The sequence below is a fragment of the Plantibacter sp. Leaf314 genome, assembly GCF_001423185.1.
GTDB lineage: Bacteria > Actinomycetota > Actinomycetes > Actinomycetales > Microbacteriaceae > Plantibacter.
This window is the reverse complement of the sequence record NZ_LMOB01000001.1, coordinates 79,179-95,921: the sequence shown is the minus strand read 5'-3', so window position 1 is coordinate 95,921 and position 16,743 is coordinate 79,179. Positions and strand designations below refer to the sequence as shown.

Genomic DNA, 16,743 nt, shown 5'->3' with positions numbered 1-16,743 from the left:
CCCGGTCGGCCCGGCCTCGCTACGCTGAGGTCCACCATGCTCCCCTACCTGTTGCGTCGATCCGCGTTCCTGGTGGTGTCGTTCCTCGTCGCCATGACCGTGTTGTTCGTCCTGCTCCGGCTGCTGCCGGGAGACCCCTCGAACGCCCTGCTCTCGGTGAACGCCACGCAGGAGCAGATCGAGGCGGCGCGCGCGCAGGTGGGAGCGGATCGGCCGGTCGGCGAGCAGTTCCTGGCCTGGTTCGGTGGCGTCCTCACCTTCGACCTCGGTTCGTCCTTCGTGAGCAGTCTCCCCGTCGGCCCTGAGATCGCCTCGCGCCTGCAGGTCACCGTCCCGCTGACGCTCCTCGCCTTCCTCCTCGCCGTCGTGCTCGCCAGCCTGGCCGGCGTCATCGCCGCACTCCGAGCCGACCGGTGGTACGGCATCGCCCTGTCGGGGTTGTCGCAGTTCGGCATCGCGGTGCCGGTGTTCTGGGTCGGCATCCTCCTCGTGAGCGTGTTCGCGGTCACGCTCCGCCTGTTCCCGTCCGGCGGGTTCCCGCGCGACGACTGGGCAGACCCGGCGGCGGCACTCACGAGTCTGGCGCTCCCGGTCATCACCATCGCCATCGTCATGAGCGCGTCCATCACCAGGTACGTCCGCTCCGCCACGCTCGACGTGCTCGGGAGCGACTACCTCCGTTCCGCCAGGGCGCAGGGTGCCGGACTCGGCGAGGCGCTCCTCCGGCACGGCGTCCGCAACGCGGCCGTCCCCGTCGTCGCGATCCTCGGGATCGAACTCGCGACCACGTTCCTCGGGGCCGTCGTGGTCGAGAGCGTCTTCAGCCTGCCGGGACTCGGGTCGATGCTCCTCACGGCGATCCAGCAGCACGACTACCCGAACATCCAGGGCATCCTCCTCGTGTCCACCCTCGTCGTCCTCGTGACCGGGTTCCTCGCCGACATCGCCCAGCGCCTCATCGACCCGCGCCTGCGCACCTCCATCGCCGGGAGCGGGCTCCGATGAGCGACCTCGACGCCCGGACGGCCGCCACAGCCCCCGAGCGGGGCGGGAGACGCCGCGGACGCTCCGTCACCCTCACGGTCGGGCTGGTCCTCGTCGGTGTCATCGCCGCGCTGGCGCTCGTCTCCCTCTTCTGGACGCCCTTCGCGCCGACGGACACGGCAGGCGACCGTCTCGAAGGACCGAGCGGCACGCACTGGCTCGGCACGGACAAGCTGGGTCGAGACCTCTTCACCCAACTCATGATCGGTGCCCGCATCGCGCTCGTCACTGGGGCGGGGGCCGTCGCGGTCGGCGCGGTCATCGGGATCGCCGTCGGTCTCGCCGCGGCGTTCGCGGCCGCCTGGCTGGACGACACGATCTCCGCCGCCCTCGACGTCGTGATCGCCTTCCCCGTCCTGCTGTTGGCCATGCTGATCGTCGCCGCCCAGGGCGCTTCGCTCGGCACCGCCATCGTCGCGATCGGGCTCGCCATGTCCGCCATCGTCGCCCGGCTCACGAGGATCCTCACGAAGCGCGTCCTCGGCGAACAGTACGTCGTCGCCGCGCGCACCGCCGGGACGAGCTGGCCCGGCATCATCGGCCAGCACGTACTGCCGAACATCTGGCCGACGTTGAGCGTCAACCTCGCCCTGCAGTTCGGCATCGCCGTCCTCGCGGAAGCGAGCCTGTCCTACCTCGGCCTCGGGGCTCCGCCGCCGAACGCCTCCTGGGGACGGCTCCTCCAGGAGGCACAGGCCACGGTCACGACGGCACCGATCGGAGCGATCGCGCCCGGTGTCGCGGTGATCATGCTCGTCGTCGGCGTGAACTTCATCGCGGACGGCCTGCGCGATCTCGGTGATCCGACGAGGAGGCGCAGCGCATGACGGCCCTGCTCGACATCACCGGCCTCACCATCACCCGTGGTACGCGGCGCGGAGCATCGGACGCCACCGAGCGGCCACTCGTCGACGACCTCGACCTCATGATCGCCGCCGGCGACCGACTCGGTCTCATCGGCGGCTCCGGGTCCGGCAAGTCGCTGACCTCTCTCGCCGCGATCGGGTTGCTCGACGACCAGCTCACCGCGAGCGGCAGCATCGAGCTGGCCGGCACGCAGGTCATCGGCGCCACGGACCGCTCCCTGCGTCCCCTCCGCGGCCGGGTCGCTGGACTCGTCTTCCAAGAGCCGCTGACCGCCCTGGACCCGCTCATGCGCGTCGGCGCTCAGCTCGCTGAACCGCTCCGACGACACCTCGGGCTCCGTCGGGACCGACTGCGGGATGCCGTGGATGCGGCGCTCACCGAGGTCTCGCTCACCGACACGGCCCGCATCGCCGCGTCGTTTCCGCACGAGTTGTCCGGCGGCCAGCGACAGCGCGTCGCCATCGCCATCGCCCTCGCCGGACGACCGCAGCTCCTGATCGCCGACGAGCCGACCACCGCACTCGACGTCACCGTGCAGGCGGAGGTGCTGTCGCTCCTCGACCGGCTCGTGCGCGAACGGGGCATGGCGCTGTTGTTCATCAGTCACGATCTCGCCGTGGTGTCGACCATGGTCGACGAGGTGATCGTGCTCAGCTCGGGCCGAGCGGTCGAGCGCGGCCCCGTCGCGCAGGTGCTGACGGCCCCACAGCACGAGGACACGCGGCGTCTCGTCGCCAGCGCCCGCGCGATCGACGACGCACTGGAGGACCCGCGATGATCGACGGATCGAGCCCTGACGCCGCTGCGCCCATCCTAAAGCTCGACGCGGCCGGCTTCCGGTACCGCGGTGGCCAGGTCGCGCTCGACGACGTCTCCCTGTCCGTCGGCGCCGGTGAGGCGGTCGGCGTCGTCGGCCAGTCCGGCGCCGGGAAGAGCACCCTCCTCCGACTGCTGCTCGGCCTCGACCGTCCGACCACGGGGTCCGTCCGATTCGACGGCAGCGCGCTCGATCCGCGGGACAAGGCCCGCGTCCGAGGCTTCCGCGCATCCGTGCAGGCGGTCTTCCAGGATCCGTACTCCTCGCTCGACCCACGGCAGCGCGTCGGCCGCATCGTCGCAGAGCCGCTCCGCTCCTTGCGGCTGGCTTCGGCGGAGCAGGCCGTGAGCCGAGCCGCGGACGCGCTCGAAGCGGTCGGTCTTCCTCCCGAGGCCGCATCCCGCTACCCGCACGAGTTCTCCGGCGGCCAACGCCAACGGATCGCCATCGCTCGTGCGATCGTCCCGAACCCCAGACTCCTCCTGGCCGACGAGCCGGTGAGTGCCCTGGACATGAGCACCCGGATCCAGATCATCGAGCTCCTCGCCGAGTTGCGGGCCTCGAACGGTCTGGCTCTCGTCATGGTGTCGCACGACCTCGGCACGGTCGCGGCCCTGTGCGAGCGCACGGTCGTCCTCCGGGACGGGCGGGTCGTCGAGGCGGGGTCGACCGCTCAGGTCCTCCACCGGCCGGCCGAGGCGTACACGCGGCAGCTCGTCGCGGCGATCCCCCGGCTGCCCCGCTGAGTCGCGCACGGCCCCCGCGGACGATCGGTTCCGGGAGACGGGAATGCCAGGCCGCGCGCGGGCGTTCGACTCCGAGTGGCTCCGGCCGCATCCACTCTCCACAGGAACAGGACCCGTGACGCAGGATTCAGCGCAGCCCGACGACCATGACGACGGACCGGAGTCGCAGGAGCGACCGTGGCTGAGCGACGAGGAGCGCGCTGCGCTCAGCAAGCCGCTCCCTGAGCGGGCGGTCGTGGCGAGCCTGGCGTTCACCGGCCTCGTCGCGGCGTTCATGATGACGCTCGTCACCCCGCTCGTGCCGTCCCTCCCGACGATCCTCGGGGTGCACGCCTCGGACAGCATGTGGGTGGTGACCGCCACCCTGCTCTCCGCTGCGGTGGCGACGCCGATCTCCGGTCGTCTCGGTGACCTGTACGGGAAGCGCCGGATGGTCCTGATCCTGCTCGGGATCATGATGGCCGGCTCGGTGCTCGCTGCGTTCTCGTCAACGATCGTGCCGCTGATCGTCGCTCGCGCCCTGCAGGGTATGGCGATGGGCGTGATCCCGCTCGGCATCAGCATCCTGCGCGACGTGCTCCATGCGAAGCGGCTCGGTCCGGCGGTCGCCCTCGTGAGCGCCACGCTCGGCATCGGTGGAGCCGTCGGCCTGCCGATCTCAGCCGTCATCTCACAGTTCCTGGATTGGCATGTGCTCTTCTGGGTGGCCGGTGCGCTCGGACTGGTCGGATTCCTGCTCGTGGCCCGCTTCGTCCCCGTGAGCACGCTGCGGAGCGAGGGCGGTTTCGACTGGATCGGGGCGATCGGACTCGCCGCCGGACTCGTGCCGATCCTCCTCGCCGTCTCGAAGGGCAACGAGTGGGGCTGGACGAGCGTGGGGACGCTCGCGTGCCTGATCGGCGGGGTCGTCGTCCTGCTCCTCTGGGGTTGGTTCGAGGTGCGTTCCTCGAGCCCGCTCGTGGATCTGCGGATCGCCGCACGCCGGACGGTGCTCTTCACGAACCTCGCGTCGATCACCGTCGGATTCGCCTTCTTCGGCAGCACCGTGGTCCTCCCCGGCATCCTCGAAGCACCGGTGGGCACGGGGGTCGGGCTCGGGCAGGACATGCTCATCGCGAGCCTCTGCCTCATGCCCAGCGGTCTGATCATGTGGGCGATGTCGCCCGTCGCCGCTCGGCTGACGGCCGCGAAGGGTGCGCGGCTGAGCCTGCTCATCGGTATCGCGATCATCGCGATCGGCTACGCGGTCGCGATCGGGCTCATGACGGAGGTCTGGCACACGGTCCTGACGGCGACCGCCGTCGGTTTCGGCGTGGGCTTCGCGTACGCGGCGATGCCGACGCTGATCATGGGCGCCGTCCCGCCGAGCGAGACCGCGGCGTCCAACGGGCTAAACTCGGTTATGCGGACGCTCGGTTCCACGATCGCGAGTGCGGTGATCGGCGCCATCCTGGCCTCCCAGGTCGTCACGGACGGGGCCGTCACGACGCCGAGCGCCGACGCGTTCCGGCTGAGCTTCGCGATCTGCGCGGCGGCCGCCGTGGTCGGCCTCGTCTGCACGCTCCTGCTGCCGAAGCACCTCGCGAAGGACACGCGGTCGAGTCTCCACGAGGGGTGACAGGGCTCAGCCCACGATGCCGAGGGCGAACGGGAGGACCGGGCCGGAGCCCGCGAGCCGGAGCGCCCGTCCGGCGACGGTGAGCGTCCATCGGCTGTCCGCCCGGTCGTCGACGAGCAGCACCGGCGCGCCCTCGAGCGTCGCCAGCTGTGTGCGGAGTTCGGCACCGACGCTGAACGCGTCCCAGACGCCGGCGAGCCGATAGGCGCTGTTCCCGCCGGGCCCTCCGCGAGGGCCGTCGCCGACGAGGTCCAGTTCACCGAGGTAGGGCAGTCGTCCGAGCGAGGCGATACCCCGGGCGACCGAGTCGACGAGTTGCGGACGTGATCGTGAGGGGACGCTCACGACCGCGGCCGGTCGCCTCGCCCACGGCCAGTCGGCGAGCACCCGGACGCTCGCGTCGATCACCGCGCGGGACGCCGGGGCGTCCGCCGCGCCGGCGGCGAAGAGTTCACGGAGGACGCCGCCCCAGCCGAGATCGGTCAAGCGCGCGAGCGCCCGGCCCGGTTCCAGACGATCCTCGAGCGAGATGCGGCCGCTGACCGGTGCTCCGTCGGTGGTGACGCCGAGTTTGCCGGCACCCGTCGGCCACTGCGCTCGAGGTTCGAGCTCGACACCGACCCGCCCGAGCGCCTCGGAAGCCGAGGCGGCAGCTGCGCTGTCGAGTTCGGTGGGGAACCAGGCACCTGCGCACCGATCGCACCGTCCGCAGGGTTCGGCGGTCGCGTCGTCGAGTTCGCGCTGGAGCACGAGCATCCGGCACTCCTCGCCGCGCTCGTAGGCGAGCATCGCCTGCTGTTCCGCGACCCTCGCTTCGGCGATCCGGCGGTAGCGTTCGCGGTCGTACACCCACGGCTCACCGGTGGAGACCCATCCCCCGGCGACCCGCTGCACGGCGCCGTCGACGTCGAGCACCTTGAGCAGCAGTTCCAGCGGGGTGCGGCGCAGGTTGACGAGTGCTTCGAGTGCCGGGGTCGACCGTGGCCGATCGTCGAGCGCGTCGAGGACGGCCGTGGCCCGAGCTTCGTCAGGCATCGACGCGGTCGCGAAGTACTGCCAGATCTCCTCGTCCTCCGCTCCGGGCAGGAGCAGGACGTCGGCGTGTTCCGTCGCGCGCCCGGCTCGCCCGACCTGCTGGTAGTACGCGACCGGCGATGACGGCGCGCCGAGGTGCACGACGAACCCGAGATCGGGTTTGTCGAAGCCCATCCCGAGCGCGCTCGTCGCCACGAGGGCCTTCAGCCGGTTCTCCTTGAGGAGCCGCTCGGACTCCTCGCGTTCGTCGGGATCGGTCCGGCCGGTGTAGGCCCGGACCTCGTGACCGGCCTCGCGCAGCAGCCGCGCGGTGTCCTCTGCGGCGGAGACGGTGAGGGTGTAGATGATGCCGGACCCCGTGAGTCCGTCGAGGTGGCTGAGCAACCAGGTGAGGCGGTCCCTGGACTCCGGGAGCCGGAGCACGCCGAGCCGGAGGGACGCCCGCGCGAGGGAACCGCGGATGGTGAGGACCTCGGCCGCCGTGGAGCCGGAAGCGGCTGGTGCGGTGAGCTGCTCGGCGATGTCGCGGACGACGCGGGCGTTGGCCGTCGCGGTCGTCGCCAGGACCGGGACCTCCACCGGCAGACGACCGATCAGCTCGGCCAGCCGCCGGTAGTCGGGGCGGAAGTCGTGACCCCAGTCGGAGATGCAGTGGGCCTCGTCGACCACCAGCATGCCGGTTCGAGCCACGAGGGTCGGGAGCTGCTCATCGCGGAAGCGCGGATTGTTGAGCCGCTCGGGCGACACGAGCAGTACATCGACCTCGTCGGCGTCCAGCTGCGCGCGGACGTCGTCCCACTCATGAGCGTTCGCCGAGTTGATGGCGACCGCCCGAACACCGGCACGCGCCGCCGCGGCCACCTGGTCGCGCATGAGGGCGAGGAGCGGCGAGACGAGCAGCGTCGGACCGGCACCCCGACGACGGAGCAGCGCCGTCGCGATGAAGTACACGGCCGACTTGCCCCAACCGGTGCGCTGGACCACGAGGGTGCGACGGTGCTCGTCGACGAGGGCGAGGATCGCCTCGAGCTGGCCATCGTGGAACCGGGCTCCCGGAACGCCCGTCAGAGCGGCGAGCGCCGCCGTCGCTTCAGCGACCGACCCGGTGGTGGTGGCTTCGTGGTGGGTGGGGGCTGGCGCGCTGACGTCGGACATGTGGCAAGTCTGTCAGGAGCCGCCGACGGCTGGTCGCTTCGGTGGCGATGGTGGGTGGGCCGGCCGGTGCGTGGTCGCTGTGGAGGAGGGCTTCCCCGGAGGTCGCGCTCCTCCGACCGGTGGGAGGTGGATCAGGCGCTCTTCTTGCGTTTGGCCGGGGTCGACGACGGTTCGTCCTTCGACGATCCGGCCTTGGTCGTGCTGCGCTTCGACGCGCTGCGCTTCGAGGTCGTGCTCTTCGACGTCGTGGTCTTCGACGAGGCGGCTTTCGAGGAACCACTCGACCCGGTGTCGGCCTTCGGGTCCTTCCCACCACGCTGCCGGTCGATGCTGCGCTGCAGCACCTCCATGAGGTCGATCGGCTCGGCGCCCTTGTCGTCGTCGGGCTCGGGCTGCTCGCCGAAGGTGGCGGCGGTGTCGAGGGCGTCGCCCTGCTCGAGTTTCGCATCGATGAGTTTCCGGAGTTGTGCCTGGTATTCGTCGACGAACGCGTCGGGACGGAAGCGGGACGAGAAGGACTCGACGAGCGCCTCCGACATCTCGAGTTCCTTGGCGGAGATGCGGACTCGTTCCTCGAGGGCCGGGAACCGCACCTCGCGGACCTCGTCCTCCCAGAGCAGTGTCTGCAGGAGGATGACGTCCTCGCGCACCCTGAGGGCGCCGAGTCGCGTCTTCTGGCGGAGGGCGAACCGCACGATGGCCGTGCGGTCGGTCTCCTCGAGCGTCCTCCGGAGCAGGACGTAGGCCTTCGAGGAGGAGGAGTCCGGTTCCAGGAAGTAACTGCGGTCGAACATGATCGGGTCGAGGTCGTCGCTCGGCACGAACTCGACCACCTCGATCTCGCGACTGCGTTCCTCGGGGAGCGACGCGAGGTCGTCGGCGGTGAGGACCACCGTCTGCTCGCCGTCCTGGTAGGCCTTGTCGATGTGGTCGTAGCTGACGACCTTGCCGCAGACCTCGCACTTGCGCTGGTACCGGATACGCCCGCCGTCGGCGTCGTGCACCTGGTGCAGCGAGAGGTCGTGGTCCTCCGTCGCGCTGTACACCTTCACCGGGACGTTGACGAGACCGAACGTGACGGCGCCCTTCCAGATCGCGCGCATGACCTCTCCTGTCCGCCGGCGGGTCGGCCCACGCCGTCAATCGCACCAGTAGACACCCGGACCGGCGTCAAGGGCTAGCCCTTGACGGGCTCGGACGGCAGGCTGGGCGCCATGGCGAGGACGAGCTCCGGCGGCGCGCGGGCGCAGTGGGTGACCGTCGACGGTCGGCGCATCCAGCTCACCCATCTCGACAAGGTCCTCTATCCTGCGACGGGCACGACCAAGGCGGAGGTCCTCGCGTATTACGCGGCCGTCGCACCGCATCTGTTGCCGCACGTGGCGGACCGGCCGGTGACCCGGAAACGCTGGGTGCACGGTGTCGGGACGGCCGAGGCGCCGGAGTCCGGCTTCTTCCAGAAGGACCTGGGTGCGTCGGCGCCGGACTGGGTGCAGCGTCTCCCCATCGAGCACAGCGATCACACGAACGAGTACCCGGTCGTCGACGACCTCGCGACGCTCACCTGGCTGGCACAGCTCGGCGCGCTCGAACTGCACGTGCCGCAGTGGCGGTTCGACCGGTCCGGCGAGCGCCGTCCTCCCGACCGGCTCGTGCTCGACCTCGACCCTGGTGAGGGGGTGTCGTTCGCCGAGTGCGCCGGGGTCGCTCGGATGGCACGCGCGGTGTTGGTCGACATGGGGCTTGAACCGGTCCCGGTGACGAGTGGCAGCAAGGGGATCCACCTCTATGCGGCGTTGGACGGTCGGCAGCGTTCGGACGAGGTGTCGCTCGTGGCGCATGAACTCGCTCGGGCGCTCGCGGCGGATGCGCCGACGCTCGTGGTGAGCGAGATGGCGAAGGATCGACGCAGGGGCAAGGTGTTCGTCGACTGGAGCCAGAACAACGGGTCGAAGACGACGATCGCCCCGTTCTCCCTGCGGGGTCGGTTGCGTCCCACGGTCGCGGCGCCACGGTCGTGGGACGAGCTCGACGATCCCGAGCTCTCCCAGTTGGAGTTCCCGGAGGTGCTCGAACGGCTGGCCGACGGTGTCGATCCGCTGTCGGTGCTCGGCGACCCCCGTCCGTCGATCACGATCAGGCCGTCGGAGCACGAGGATCGACTCTCGGAGTACCGGCGGAAACGCGATGCTTCGCGGACGCCTGAGCCGGTTCCGGAGGCGTCGCCGCCATCGTCGGCTGCGGGGACGGCGCCGTCGTTCGTCATCCAGCGGCATGAAGCACGGAAGCTGCATCATGACTTCCGACTCGAGCACGACGGGGTGCTCGTGTCCTGGGCGTTGCCGAAGGGTGTCCCGACGGATCCGAGCAGCAACCGTCTGGCCGTCCGCACCGAGGACCATCCCCTGGAGTACGGCAGCTTCGAGGGCACCATCCCGGCCGGCGAGTACGGGGCGGGCGAGGTGACCATCTGGGATGCGGGCACCTACGAGCTGGAGAAGTGGCGGGACGACGAGGTCATCGCGACCCTGCACGGGCGAGCGGGTGGTCCGTTGGAGCGCCCGGCACGGTTCGCGCTCATCCGGACCGCCGGCGACTCCGGGCGGGACGCGCCCTCCTGGCTCATCCACCGGATGCGCGCTCCAGGCGATCCGCCGGCTCCGCCGGTAGCGCGTTCGCGCGAGGTCCCCGCTCCGATGCTCGCGAGCCCGGCCGCTCTCGGAGAGGTCGTCGACGACGGGTCGTGGGCGTTCGAGATGAAGTGGGACGGGATCCGTGCGATCGCGAGCATCGACGGTGCGACGGGGCGGGTGCGGTTGTCGAGCCGCAACGGCAAGGATCTGACCGCGGCCTACCCGGAGGTGGTGGAGGAGCTCGGGGCGTCGTTCGGGGATCGCGACGTCGTCCTCGACGGCGAGATCGTCGCGTCCGGGGCCGACGGCCGTCCCGACTTCTCGCTGTTGCAGCGACGCATGCAGTTGACGTCGGACCGCGACGTCGATCGGGAGCGCCGGCTGACGCCGGTCCGGCTGTTGGTGTTCGACCTCCTCGCCCTCGACGACGAGGACCGGACGGGACTGCCCTACCGTGAGCGCCGCGAACTCCTCGAGGAGACGGTCGGATCCGGCGCGGTCGTGCAGGTTCCGCCGCGGATCGACGGTTCCCTGCACGATGCACTCGAGGTCAGCCGGGCGCTCCGGCTCGAGGGGGTGGTCGCGAAGGAACTCGACGGTCGTTACCGGCCGGGTCGACGGAGCAGCACGTGGATGAAGTTCAAGCATGAGCGGGCGGAGGAGGTCGTCGTCGCGGGCTGGCGACCGGGACGTGGTGGGCGCACGGGTGGGATCGGATCGCTCCTCCTCGGCGTGCCGGGGCCCGACGGTCTCCTGCACTACGCCGGGCGGGTCGGCAGCGGGTTCACCGACCGGGAGCTCGCCGCGACCGCCGTGCGGTTCGAACGGTTGGCGCGCTCGTCGACGTCACTGCTGGGCGTGCCACCGGCCGATGCCGCCGACGCGAACTGGTTGGATCCCGTCCTCATCGGTGAGGTGCGGTTCAGCGAATGGACCCCCGACGGCCGGTTCAGGCATCCGGTCTGGCGCGGCTGGCGTCCGGACCGCGCCGTCGACGACCTCGAGGTGCCGGATCGGGGCCGGTGAGCGGTCGACCGCCCCGGCTCAGGCGAGTCGTCCTGACTCGGCGAGGAGCGCGAGCACGGCGGACACCCGCGGGTTGCTCGCGGCGTCGTGTTCGATCCCGAGCGCGGCGTAGATCGCCGTGAGATGGTTCTGCACCGACTTCTCGGCGATCCCGAGCCGGGTAGCGATCCCCGTGTTCGAGCGACCGGTCGCCAGCAGTTGGAGGACGGCGTACTGGCGATCGGTGAGCGACTCGAGGCTCGAACCCGCTCGGGGCCGCGCGCGGTCGACGAGCTCGGGGTCCAACATCGTCTCGCCGCGCGCCGAGACGCGGATGGCCTCGAGGAGGACGTCGCGGGTGAGGGACGAGGTCTTCGAGAGGTAGCTCCAGCCGTCTCTGACATCTGCCGGCATCTCGAGGAGCATGTCCATCAGGTCGTAGGCCGACAGCAGGACGATCCCGAGACCCGGCTGGGCGCGACGCAGCGAGACGCCGAGACTCACCCCGTTGCCGTCCGGCAGCTCGATGTCCATCGTCAGGACGTCGACCGTCCCGGGGAGGAACGTCCGCCGCGCCTCGGCGACGGTGGCGGCATGACCGACGAACGTCACCCCCGGCGTCCCCCGGAGCAGATCGGCGAGCATCCCGCCGAGCAGCGGTTGGTCCTCGACGACTCCGACCCGGAGCGGGACGGCCGGCGCGACGTCGAGCGTCGCCGCGCCCACCACGGGGACGGCGGACGAGCGGTCGGGCTGCGGCTGGTGGTGCATGGTCCGAGTATCCCGGATGAACGGCTCGTCGTCCGAGGGGGAAGCTCCCGACTTCCGCCCGGAGATGCCCCCGTCGCACCACGCGGCAGGTCAGAATGGAGCCATGACCCAGGAGGCCCTCACCGCTCGCGCCGAGCGCTGGCGCGACAGTCGGGCCTTCATCACCGCCAGCGGCGCCATGGCCGCGGTCTTCGGACTCGCCGTCTCCTTCCAGAGCGTCTACATCTACACCTGGGTCGCGCCCGGCGGCACCCGCGGCATGCTCGTGGAGCGCGTCACCGCGAACCTCGTCTCCCTGAGCGCTGCGATCATCGTGCTCGCGTTGCTGCTCTGGTCGAGATGGGGTCCCTCCCTCCACGAGTGGTGGCGCCCGAAGGTGCTCGCCGGTGTCCTCCTCGTCGCGCTGGCGACCGGCCTGCTGCGCAGCGGCCTGCAGCTCCTCCTCGGCGTCTACCGCGATCCGAGCCTGCAGACCGTCCTCGTCGAGACCGGGACCACGGCGATCGCCCTCGCCGTGTGCGCCACCTTCGGGTTCAGTCTGAGCGCGGCACGACGGCGCGCGCGCGAAGAGGAACGCGCCCACGCCGACCAACGCCATCGCGCCGACGTCGCCCTCCAATCGCTGCAGAGCGAGGAGCTGCGCGTGAAGCGCGAGGTCGCCGAAGGCCTCCACGGCACCCTCCAGCAGCACCTCGTGCTGATCAGCGCGCAGCTCGCCGCCGTCACGGCCGCGCTCGAACGTGAGGGCGCTGCAGCCGTCTCCGACGCGACCCGGCGGCTGCGGTCACTCGGCGAGGACCTCCACACCGTGCGCGAGCGGGACGTCCGAGAGCTCAGCCGCTTGCTGTCCCCACCACTGCTCGAGGTCGGCATCGCACCGAGCATCCGCGCGATCCTGCAGCGCCTGCCGCCGTCGATCACCACCACCCTCGACGTCTCGCCGGAGTTCCGCCTCCTCGACGACCCGATCGACAACGTGTTCACGACGGCGGAACGCGCCGTGGTCGTGCGGACCCTGGAAGAAGGGGTGACGAACGCGCTGACCCACGGTGCGGCGGACCGGCTCGTCGTCGAGCTGCGGATCGCGACGCCGGCGCCGCGGGACGACGGTGCTCCGGTGGCGAGTGGGACCATCGAGCTGCGGGTGCTCGACAACGGCACCGGGCTCCTCGACGGTGCGGAACCGGCCGGCGGTCTGCTCCAGCTCGACCGCCGCGCAGCCGCCTTCGGCGGAGCCCTCCGGGTCAGCTCGGCAGCGAGCGACGCGCCCGAGGGCGGCGCCGTCCTCCGGCTGAGCATGCCCTATCGCGTCCCGGCCGCCCGCTGAGGCGGCCGGGACGCGGGTTCCGAACGGACCGGATCAGGCGGCCGAGCTGTCCGCCAGGAGCTCACGCACGCGCGGGACGACCTCGGAGCCGTACAGCCCGATGCTGTCCATGAGGTGCTCGTGGGACAGGGAACCGTTGCTGATCTTCAGGTCCACCCGCGACAGACCGAGGCCGTCGACCGCGGTCGCCACCTTGCGCGCGACGGTCTCCGGCGATCCGACGAACAGCGCACCCTCCGGACCGGCCTCCTGCTCGAAGTGGCCACGCGTCATCGGGCTCCACCCGCGCTCACGACCGATCCGGTCCATCATCGCCCGGTAATGGGGCCACAACTGCTCCTGCGCGAGCTCGTCCGTCTCGGCGATGTGAGCCGGCGAGTGCATCCCCACCGGCTGCGTCGGCAGCTGGAACTGGGCGAGCGCGCGGTGGTACAGGTCGACGAAGGGCGCGAACCGGAGCGGCCCGCCGCCGATGACCGCGAGCATCATCGGCAGTCCGTACCGAGCCGTCCTGACGACCGACTCCGGGCTCCCGCCGACACCGACCCAGGTCTTCAGCTTGCCGTGCTCGACCCGGGGGTAGACCGACTGTTCGCGCAACGGCGCACGCGTCTTCCCCGACCACGTGACCGGCTCCTGCTCGCGGATCGCGACGAAGAGTTCCAGCTTCTCCTCGAAGAGCTCCTCGTACTGGGAGAGCTCGTATCCGAAGAGCGGGAAGGACTCGGTGAAGGAACCCCGCCCGAGGATGGCCTCCGCGCGTCCGCCGGAGATGCCGTCGAGCGTGGCGAACCGCTGGTAGACGCGGACCGGGTCGTCGGAGCTCAGCACCGTGACGGCCGATCCGAGGCGGATGCGCTCGGTCTTCGCGGCGATCGCCGCCAGCACGATCTCGGGTGAGGAGACGGCGAAGTCCTCCCGGTGGTGCTCCCCCACGCCGATGAAGTCGAGGCCGACCGCCTCCGCGTGCACCCCCTGCTCGACGACGTTCCGGAGGACTTGGGCCTGTGACAACGGCGTGCCGTCGGCGTCGACCGTGACGTCACCGAAGGTGTCGATGCCGAACTCGAGGGATGTGGTCATGGGGCTCTCCAACGTCGTATGGCTCGCCGCGGGCGATCGCGACGGTTGTATACGTTTGCATACACATCGGAGAACCTCGTCCGTGTGGCGACTATTCCCGACGACTCCAGGGTGCCAGAACGCGACGTTCCCTGGGAGGACCCTCCCAGCCGTCCCTGACAAGCTGGAAGACCTGCACCCCGAGCCTTGGAGCCCCTGTGTCGCCGCGCCGCCTCTTCCGTCTGATCGCGATCGCCGAGGCGATCACCTGGACCCTCCTCATCGTCGGGATGATCCTCAAGTACGGCACCAAGACGACCGAGCTCGGCGTCAGCATCGGCGGGGCACTGCACGGCTTCGTGTTCCTCGTCTACGGCGCGACCGTGCTCCTCATCGGGATCAACCAACGCTGGGGCGTCGGAACGATCCTCACCGGTCTCGTGAGCGCTGTCGTGCCCTACGCCACCATCCCCTTCGACGTCTGGGCGGATCGCACGGGTCGACTCGACGGCGCCTGGCGACGTGAGGCCGGCTCGGACCCACGGGACCAGCGGGTCCTCGACCGCGCGACCCGCTGGCTCGTCCGCCACCCCGTCCTGCTCCTGGTCGTCGGCGGCCTCGCGGTCGTCGCCGTGTTCACCGCGCTCCTCGTCGTCGGGCCTCCGGTCCCGAAGGCCTGAACACCGACGGACCGGTACCGCACGACCTGAACCCCGACGACGGGGTCAGCCGAGCAACCGGACCAACTCGCGGGTGATCGCCGCGCGCGCCGTATCGCTCGAGATGGTCGCCTCACCGTCGCCGGGCTGCACGCCGTAGTCGCCGAAGCTGGCGTGGTTCGCACCGTCGATCTCGACCATCGTCGCGTCGGCCGGAAGGCGGACGCGTGCGTCGGCGACCTTCTCAGGCGTACTCAGACCGTCGTCGCTGCCCGAGAGACTCAGCACCGCGAGCGAAGCCTCCGAGAGGTCGTTCGCGCAGTAGCTGCCGAACAGCACCAGACCGGCCACCGCCGGGTCCTCCGCGAGCTGGCAGGCCCGCACGCCACCGAGGGAATGGCCGCCGACGAACCAGGTATCGACGTCGGGAGCCGCCGCGGTGAACGTCTCGAGAGAGCGCTGATCGAAGAAGGCCAGGTTCAGCGTCGGCTTCGTGATCACGACCGTCGCCCCCGCCTCCTCGACCACACCGGACAGCTTGCGGAGGTAGGCGTACGGGTCGACCTTCGCTCCGGGGATGAAGACGAGCCCCGTCCCCGAGGCCTCAACCGCGGCATCGCCCGTCGGTGCGAGCACGATGGCGTCACCCACGTCGGTGACGGAGACGGCCGGGTCCTCCCACACCTCGAGCGCGGCGGACCGGGTCCCCGGCATCACGATCTGCGTCCACACCACGAATCCGAGCACCAGGACGACGAGCGCAGCCAGCACGCCGAGCAGCGTGGTCTTCAGTCGCCCGGTCCGCCGTGATCGCCCGATCTGGCCGCTGGTGTCGCTCATGTGGATCCTCCGCGCACCTCGTCCCGCGAGGGTCACGGTGGACGGTGCCCTCCAGTATCCCAAACGTCGATCGAGCGACGCAGCTCGTCTCCACAGGGCCGTTCCACAACCGCCGCACCTCCCGATCCGGCTGTCAGGCGGTCGGCCTATGCTCGTCGGGTGACCACCACTCGCACGAAGCACCCGGCCGGGCCGTCGATGACGATCGGCCTCATCACCCACCCCACGAAGAACATCGACGACTCCGTCCGCATCCTCCGCGCCTGGCAACTCGAGCACGGCGCGCGCCTCGTCGGCCTGCGCGCGGAGGCGAACCGCCTCGGCGACGACGTCGAGCTGCTCGACGAGGACGCCTTCGCCTCGTCGGTGGACGTCGCCGTGGCGATGGGTGGCGACGGCACGATGCTCGGAGCGATGCGCCTGCTGGCCGGCAGGTCGGCACCGGTGCTCGGCGTCAACTACGGCAACGTCGGCTTCCTCGTGGAGGTCGAGCCGACCGCGCTGGCGGCGGCGTTGCAGCGGGTCAGCGACCACGAGTTCTCACTCGAGCCCCACCACGGTCTCGAGGTCACGATCACCACCGGCGACGACGTCACCCACCTCCTGGCGTTCAACGACATCTCCATCGCGCGCCGGCCCGGGACCGGGGTCGTCATGGCCGACCTCGCGGTGGACGGGACCGCGTACGGGTACTTCAAGGCCGACGCGATCGTCGTCGCCACCCCGACCGGTTCGACCGCCTACAACTACGCCGCGGGCGGTCCGGTCCTCTCCCCCGCCGTGGCGGCCACCGTCGTCACGCCGGTGGCACCGATGTCCGGCATCGACCGCTCGTTCATCCTCGGCCCGGCCGAGCGCCTGCAGTTCTCGATCGGCACGGCGACGAAGCAGGCCGCGGTGGAGATCGACGGCCAGGTGCTGGCGGACGTCGCCGGCGGTGCGGTCGTCTCCGTCCGGCTGGTCCGCGATGCGGCGAACGTCGTCCGACTCGATCCGAGCCGGCATTCCCGCAAGGGCAGGATGAAGCTCAGCCTGCTTGATCTGCCCCTCAGACGCGATCAACTGCTCGACCTCGTCCCGCCCGACATCCGAGCGAGGGTCGAACGACCGTCCCGGGTCCGGAGGTCGAGGAACAAGCCGGCCGATCCGTCGCACTGACGATTC

General features: G+C 70.7%; 14 protein-coding genes. 9 read left to right on the top strand and 5 right to left on the bottom strand.

The window, feature by feature from the left end; genetic code table 11:
• Nucleotides 1–36: 36 nt before the first annotated feature.
• The 5 genes from ASF68_RS00470 to ASF68_RS00450 all read left to right on the top strand — a co-directional run bounded on the left by ASF68_RS00470 (nt 37) and on the right by ASF68_RS00450 (nt 5,092).
• On the top strand, nt 37–1,005 hold the full coding sequence (locus tag ASF68_RS00470; protein ID WP_056005361.1) for an ABC transporter permease: 969 nt from the start codon (nt 37–39) through the stop codon (nt 1,003–1,005).
• Nucleotides 1,002–1,871 (top strand): ABC transporter permease, encoded by an 870-nt coding sequence (locus ASF68_RS00465; RefSeq protein ID WP_056005358.1) that lies wholly within the window; start codon nt 1,002–1,004, stop codon nt 1,869–1,871. Before ASF68_RS00470 ends, ASF68_RS00465 begins: the two co-directional genes overlap by 4 nt.
• Nucleotides 1,868–2,689, top strand: coding sequence for an ABC transporter ATP-binding protein (locus ASF68_RS00460; RefSeq protein WP_056005355.1), 822 nt, complete (start codon nt 1,868–1,870; stop codon nt 2,687–2,689). Before ASF68_RS00465 ends, ASF68_RS00460 begins: the two co-directional genes overlap by 4 nt.
• Nucleotides 2,686–3,474 carry an ABC transporter ATP-binding protein gene (locus ASF68_RS00455; RefSeq protein WP_056005352.1) on the top strand — a complete coding sequence of 263 codons (789 nt, stop codon included), beginning with the start codon at nt 2,686–2,688 and terminating at the stop codon, nt 3,472–3,474. The genes ASF68_RS00460 and ASF68_RS00455 overlap by 4 nt, the downstream gene beginning before the upstream one ends.
• Before the next feature lie 115 nt (nt 3,475–3,589).
• Nucleotides 3,590–5,092 (top strand): MFS transporter, encoded by a 1,503-nt coding sequence (locus ASF68_RS00450; RefSeq protein ID WP_255353611.1) that lies wholly within the window; start codon nt 3,590–3,592, stop codon nt 5,090–5,092.
• Between the two features lie 6 nt (nt 5,093–5,098).
• Here ASF68_RS00450 and ASF68_RS00445 read toward each other — a convergent pair whose 3' ends face one another.
• Together ASF68_RS00445 and ASF68_RS00440 are read right to left on the bottom strand one after the other, a co-directional pair.
• Nucleotides 5,099–7,282: an ATP-dependent DNA helicase RecQ gene (locus ASF68_RS00445; protein ID WP_056005349.1), complete on the bottom strand. Its 2,184-nt coding sequence runs from the start codon at nt 7,280–7,282 to the stop codon at nt 5,099–5,101.
• A gap of 131 nt (nt 7,283–7,413) precedes the next feature.
• On the bottom strand, nt 7,414–8,385 hold the full coding sequence (locus ASF68_RS00440; RefSeq protein WP_056005345.1) for a Ku protein: 972 nt from the start codon (nt 8,383–8,385) through the stop codon (nt 7,414–7,416).
• 111 nt (nt 8,386–8,496) lie between these two features.
• Between ASF68_RS00440 and ASF68_RS00435 the strand changes: the two genes are divergently transcribed.
• Complete coding sequence (locus ASF68_RS00435; protein WP_056005343.1) at nt 8,497–10,941, top strand: ATP-dependent DNA ligase; 2,445 nt, start codon at nt 8,497–8,499, stop codon at nt 10,939–10,941.
• An 18-nt stretch (nt 10,942–10,959) separates the two neighbouring features.
• Here the strand turns inward: ASF68_RS00435 and ASF68_RS00430 are convergent, their stop codons facing one another.
• A complete protein-coding gene (locus tag ASF68_RS00430) occupies nt 10,960–11,691 on the bottom strand; it encodes a response regulator transcription factor (protein WP_082498418.1) in 732 nt (243 codons plus the stop codon).
• A 103-nt stretch (nt 11,692–11,794) separates the two neighbouring features.
• Between ASF68_RS00430 and ASF68_RS00425 the strand changes: the two genes are divergently transcribed.
• Nucleotides 11,795–13,018, top strand: coding sequence for a sensor histidine kinase (locus tag ASF68_RS00425; protein WP_056005341.1), 1,224 nt, complete (start codon nt 11,795–11,797; stop codon nt 13,016–13,018).
• A 33-nt stretch (nt 13,019–13,051) separates the two neighbouring features.
• Here ASF68_RS00425 and ASF68_RS00420 read toward each other — a convergent pair whose 3' ends face one another.
• The gene (locus ASF68_RS00420; RefSeq protein WP_056005338.1) at nt 13,052–14,101 is read right to left on the bottom strand and encodes an LLM class flavin-dependent oxidoreductase; all 1,050 of its coding nucleotides are present in this window, start codon (nt 14,099–14,101) and stop codon (nt 13,052–13,054) included.
• 197 nt (nt 14,102–14,298) lie between these two features.
• Between ASF68_RS00420 and ASF68_RS00415 the strand changes: the two genes are divergently transcribed.
• Nucleotides 14,299–14,760, top strand: a complete 462-nt coding sequence (locus tag ASF68_RS00415) for a DUF3817 domain-containing protein (RefSeq protein WP_056005336.1) — start codon at nt 14,299–14,301, stop codon at nt 14,758–14,760.
• A 45-nt stretch (nt 14,761–14,805) separates the two neighbouring features.
• Here the strand turns inward: ASF68_RS00415 and ASF68_RS00410 are convergent, their stop codons facing one another.
• Nucleotides 14,806–15,579, bottom strand: a complete 774-nt coding sequence (locus ASF68_RS00410) for an alpha/beta hydrolase (protein ID WP_200936379.1) — start codon at nt 15,577–15,579, stop codon at nt 14,806–14,808.
• A gap of 159 nt (nt 15,580–15,738) precedes the next feature.
• On the opposite strand from ASF68_RS00410, the gene ASF68_RS00405 reads away from it, so the two are divergent.
• On the top strand, nt 15,739–16,737 hold the full coding sequence (locus tag ASF68_RS00405; protein WP_235522528.1) for an NAD(+)/NADH kinase: 999 nt from the start codon (nt 15,739–15,741) through the stop codon (nt 16,735–16,737).
• The last annotated feature ends 6 nt before the right edge of the window (nt 16,738–16,743 follow it).

Bases quoted from the DNA above. Each gene is read 5' to 3' on its own strand.
- ASF68_RS00470 (WP_056005361.1), top strand. From the start codon at position 37: ATGCTCCCCTACCTGTTGCGTCGATCCGCGTTCCTGGTGGTGTCGTTC.
- ASF68_RS00465 (WP_056005358.1), top strand. From the start codon at position 1,002: ATGAGCGACCTCGACGCCCGGACGGCCGCCACAGCCCCCGAGCGGGGC.
- ASF68_RS00460 (WP_056005355.1), top strand. From the start codon at position 1,868: ATGACGGCCCTGCTCGACATCACCGGCCTCACCATCACCCGTGGTACG.
- ASF68_RS00455 (WP_056005352.1), top strand. From the start codon at position 2,686: ATGATCGACGGATCGAGCCCTGACGCCGCTGCGCCCATCCTAAAGCTC.
- ASF68_RS00445 (WP_056005349.1), bottom strand. From the start codon at position 7,282: ATGTCCGACGTCAGCGCGCCAGCCCCCACCCACCACGAAGCCACCACC.
- ASF68_RS00440 (WP_056005345.1), bottom strand. From the start codon at position 8,385: ATGCGCGCGATCTGGAAGGGCGCCGTCACGTTCGGTCTCGTCAACGTC.
- ASF68_RS00435 (WP_056005343.1), top strand. From the start codon at position 8,497: ATGGCGAGGACGAGCTCCGGCGGCGCGCGGGCGCAGTGGGTGACCGTC.
- ASF68_RS00430 (WP_082498418.1), bottom strand. From the start codon at position 11,691: ATGCACCACCAGCCGCAGCCCGACCGCTCGTCCGCCGTCCCCGTGGTG.
- ASF68_RS00425 (WP_056005341.1), top strand. From the start codon at position 11,795: ATGACCCAGGAGGCCCTCACCGCTCGCGCCGAGCGCTGGCGCGACAGT.
- ASF68_RS00420 (WP_056005338.1), bottom strand. From the start codon at position 14,101: ATGACCACATCCCTCGAGTTCGGCATCGACACCTTCGGTGACGTCACG.
- ASF68_RS00410 (WP_200936379.1), bottom strand. From the start codon at position 15,579: ATGAGCGACACCAGCGGCCAGATCGGGCGATCACGGCGGACCGGGCGA.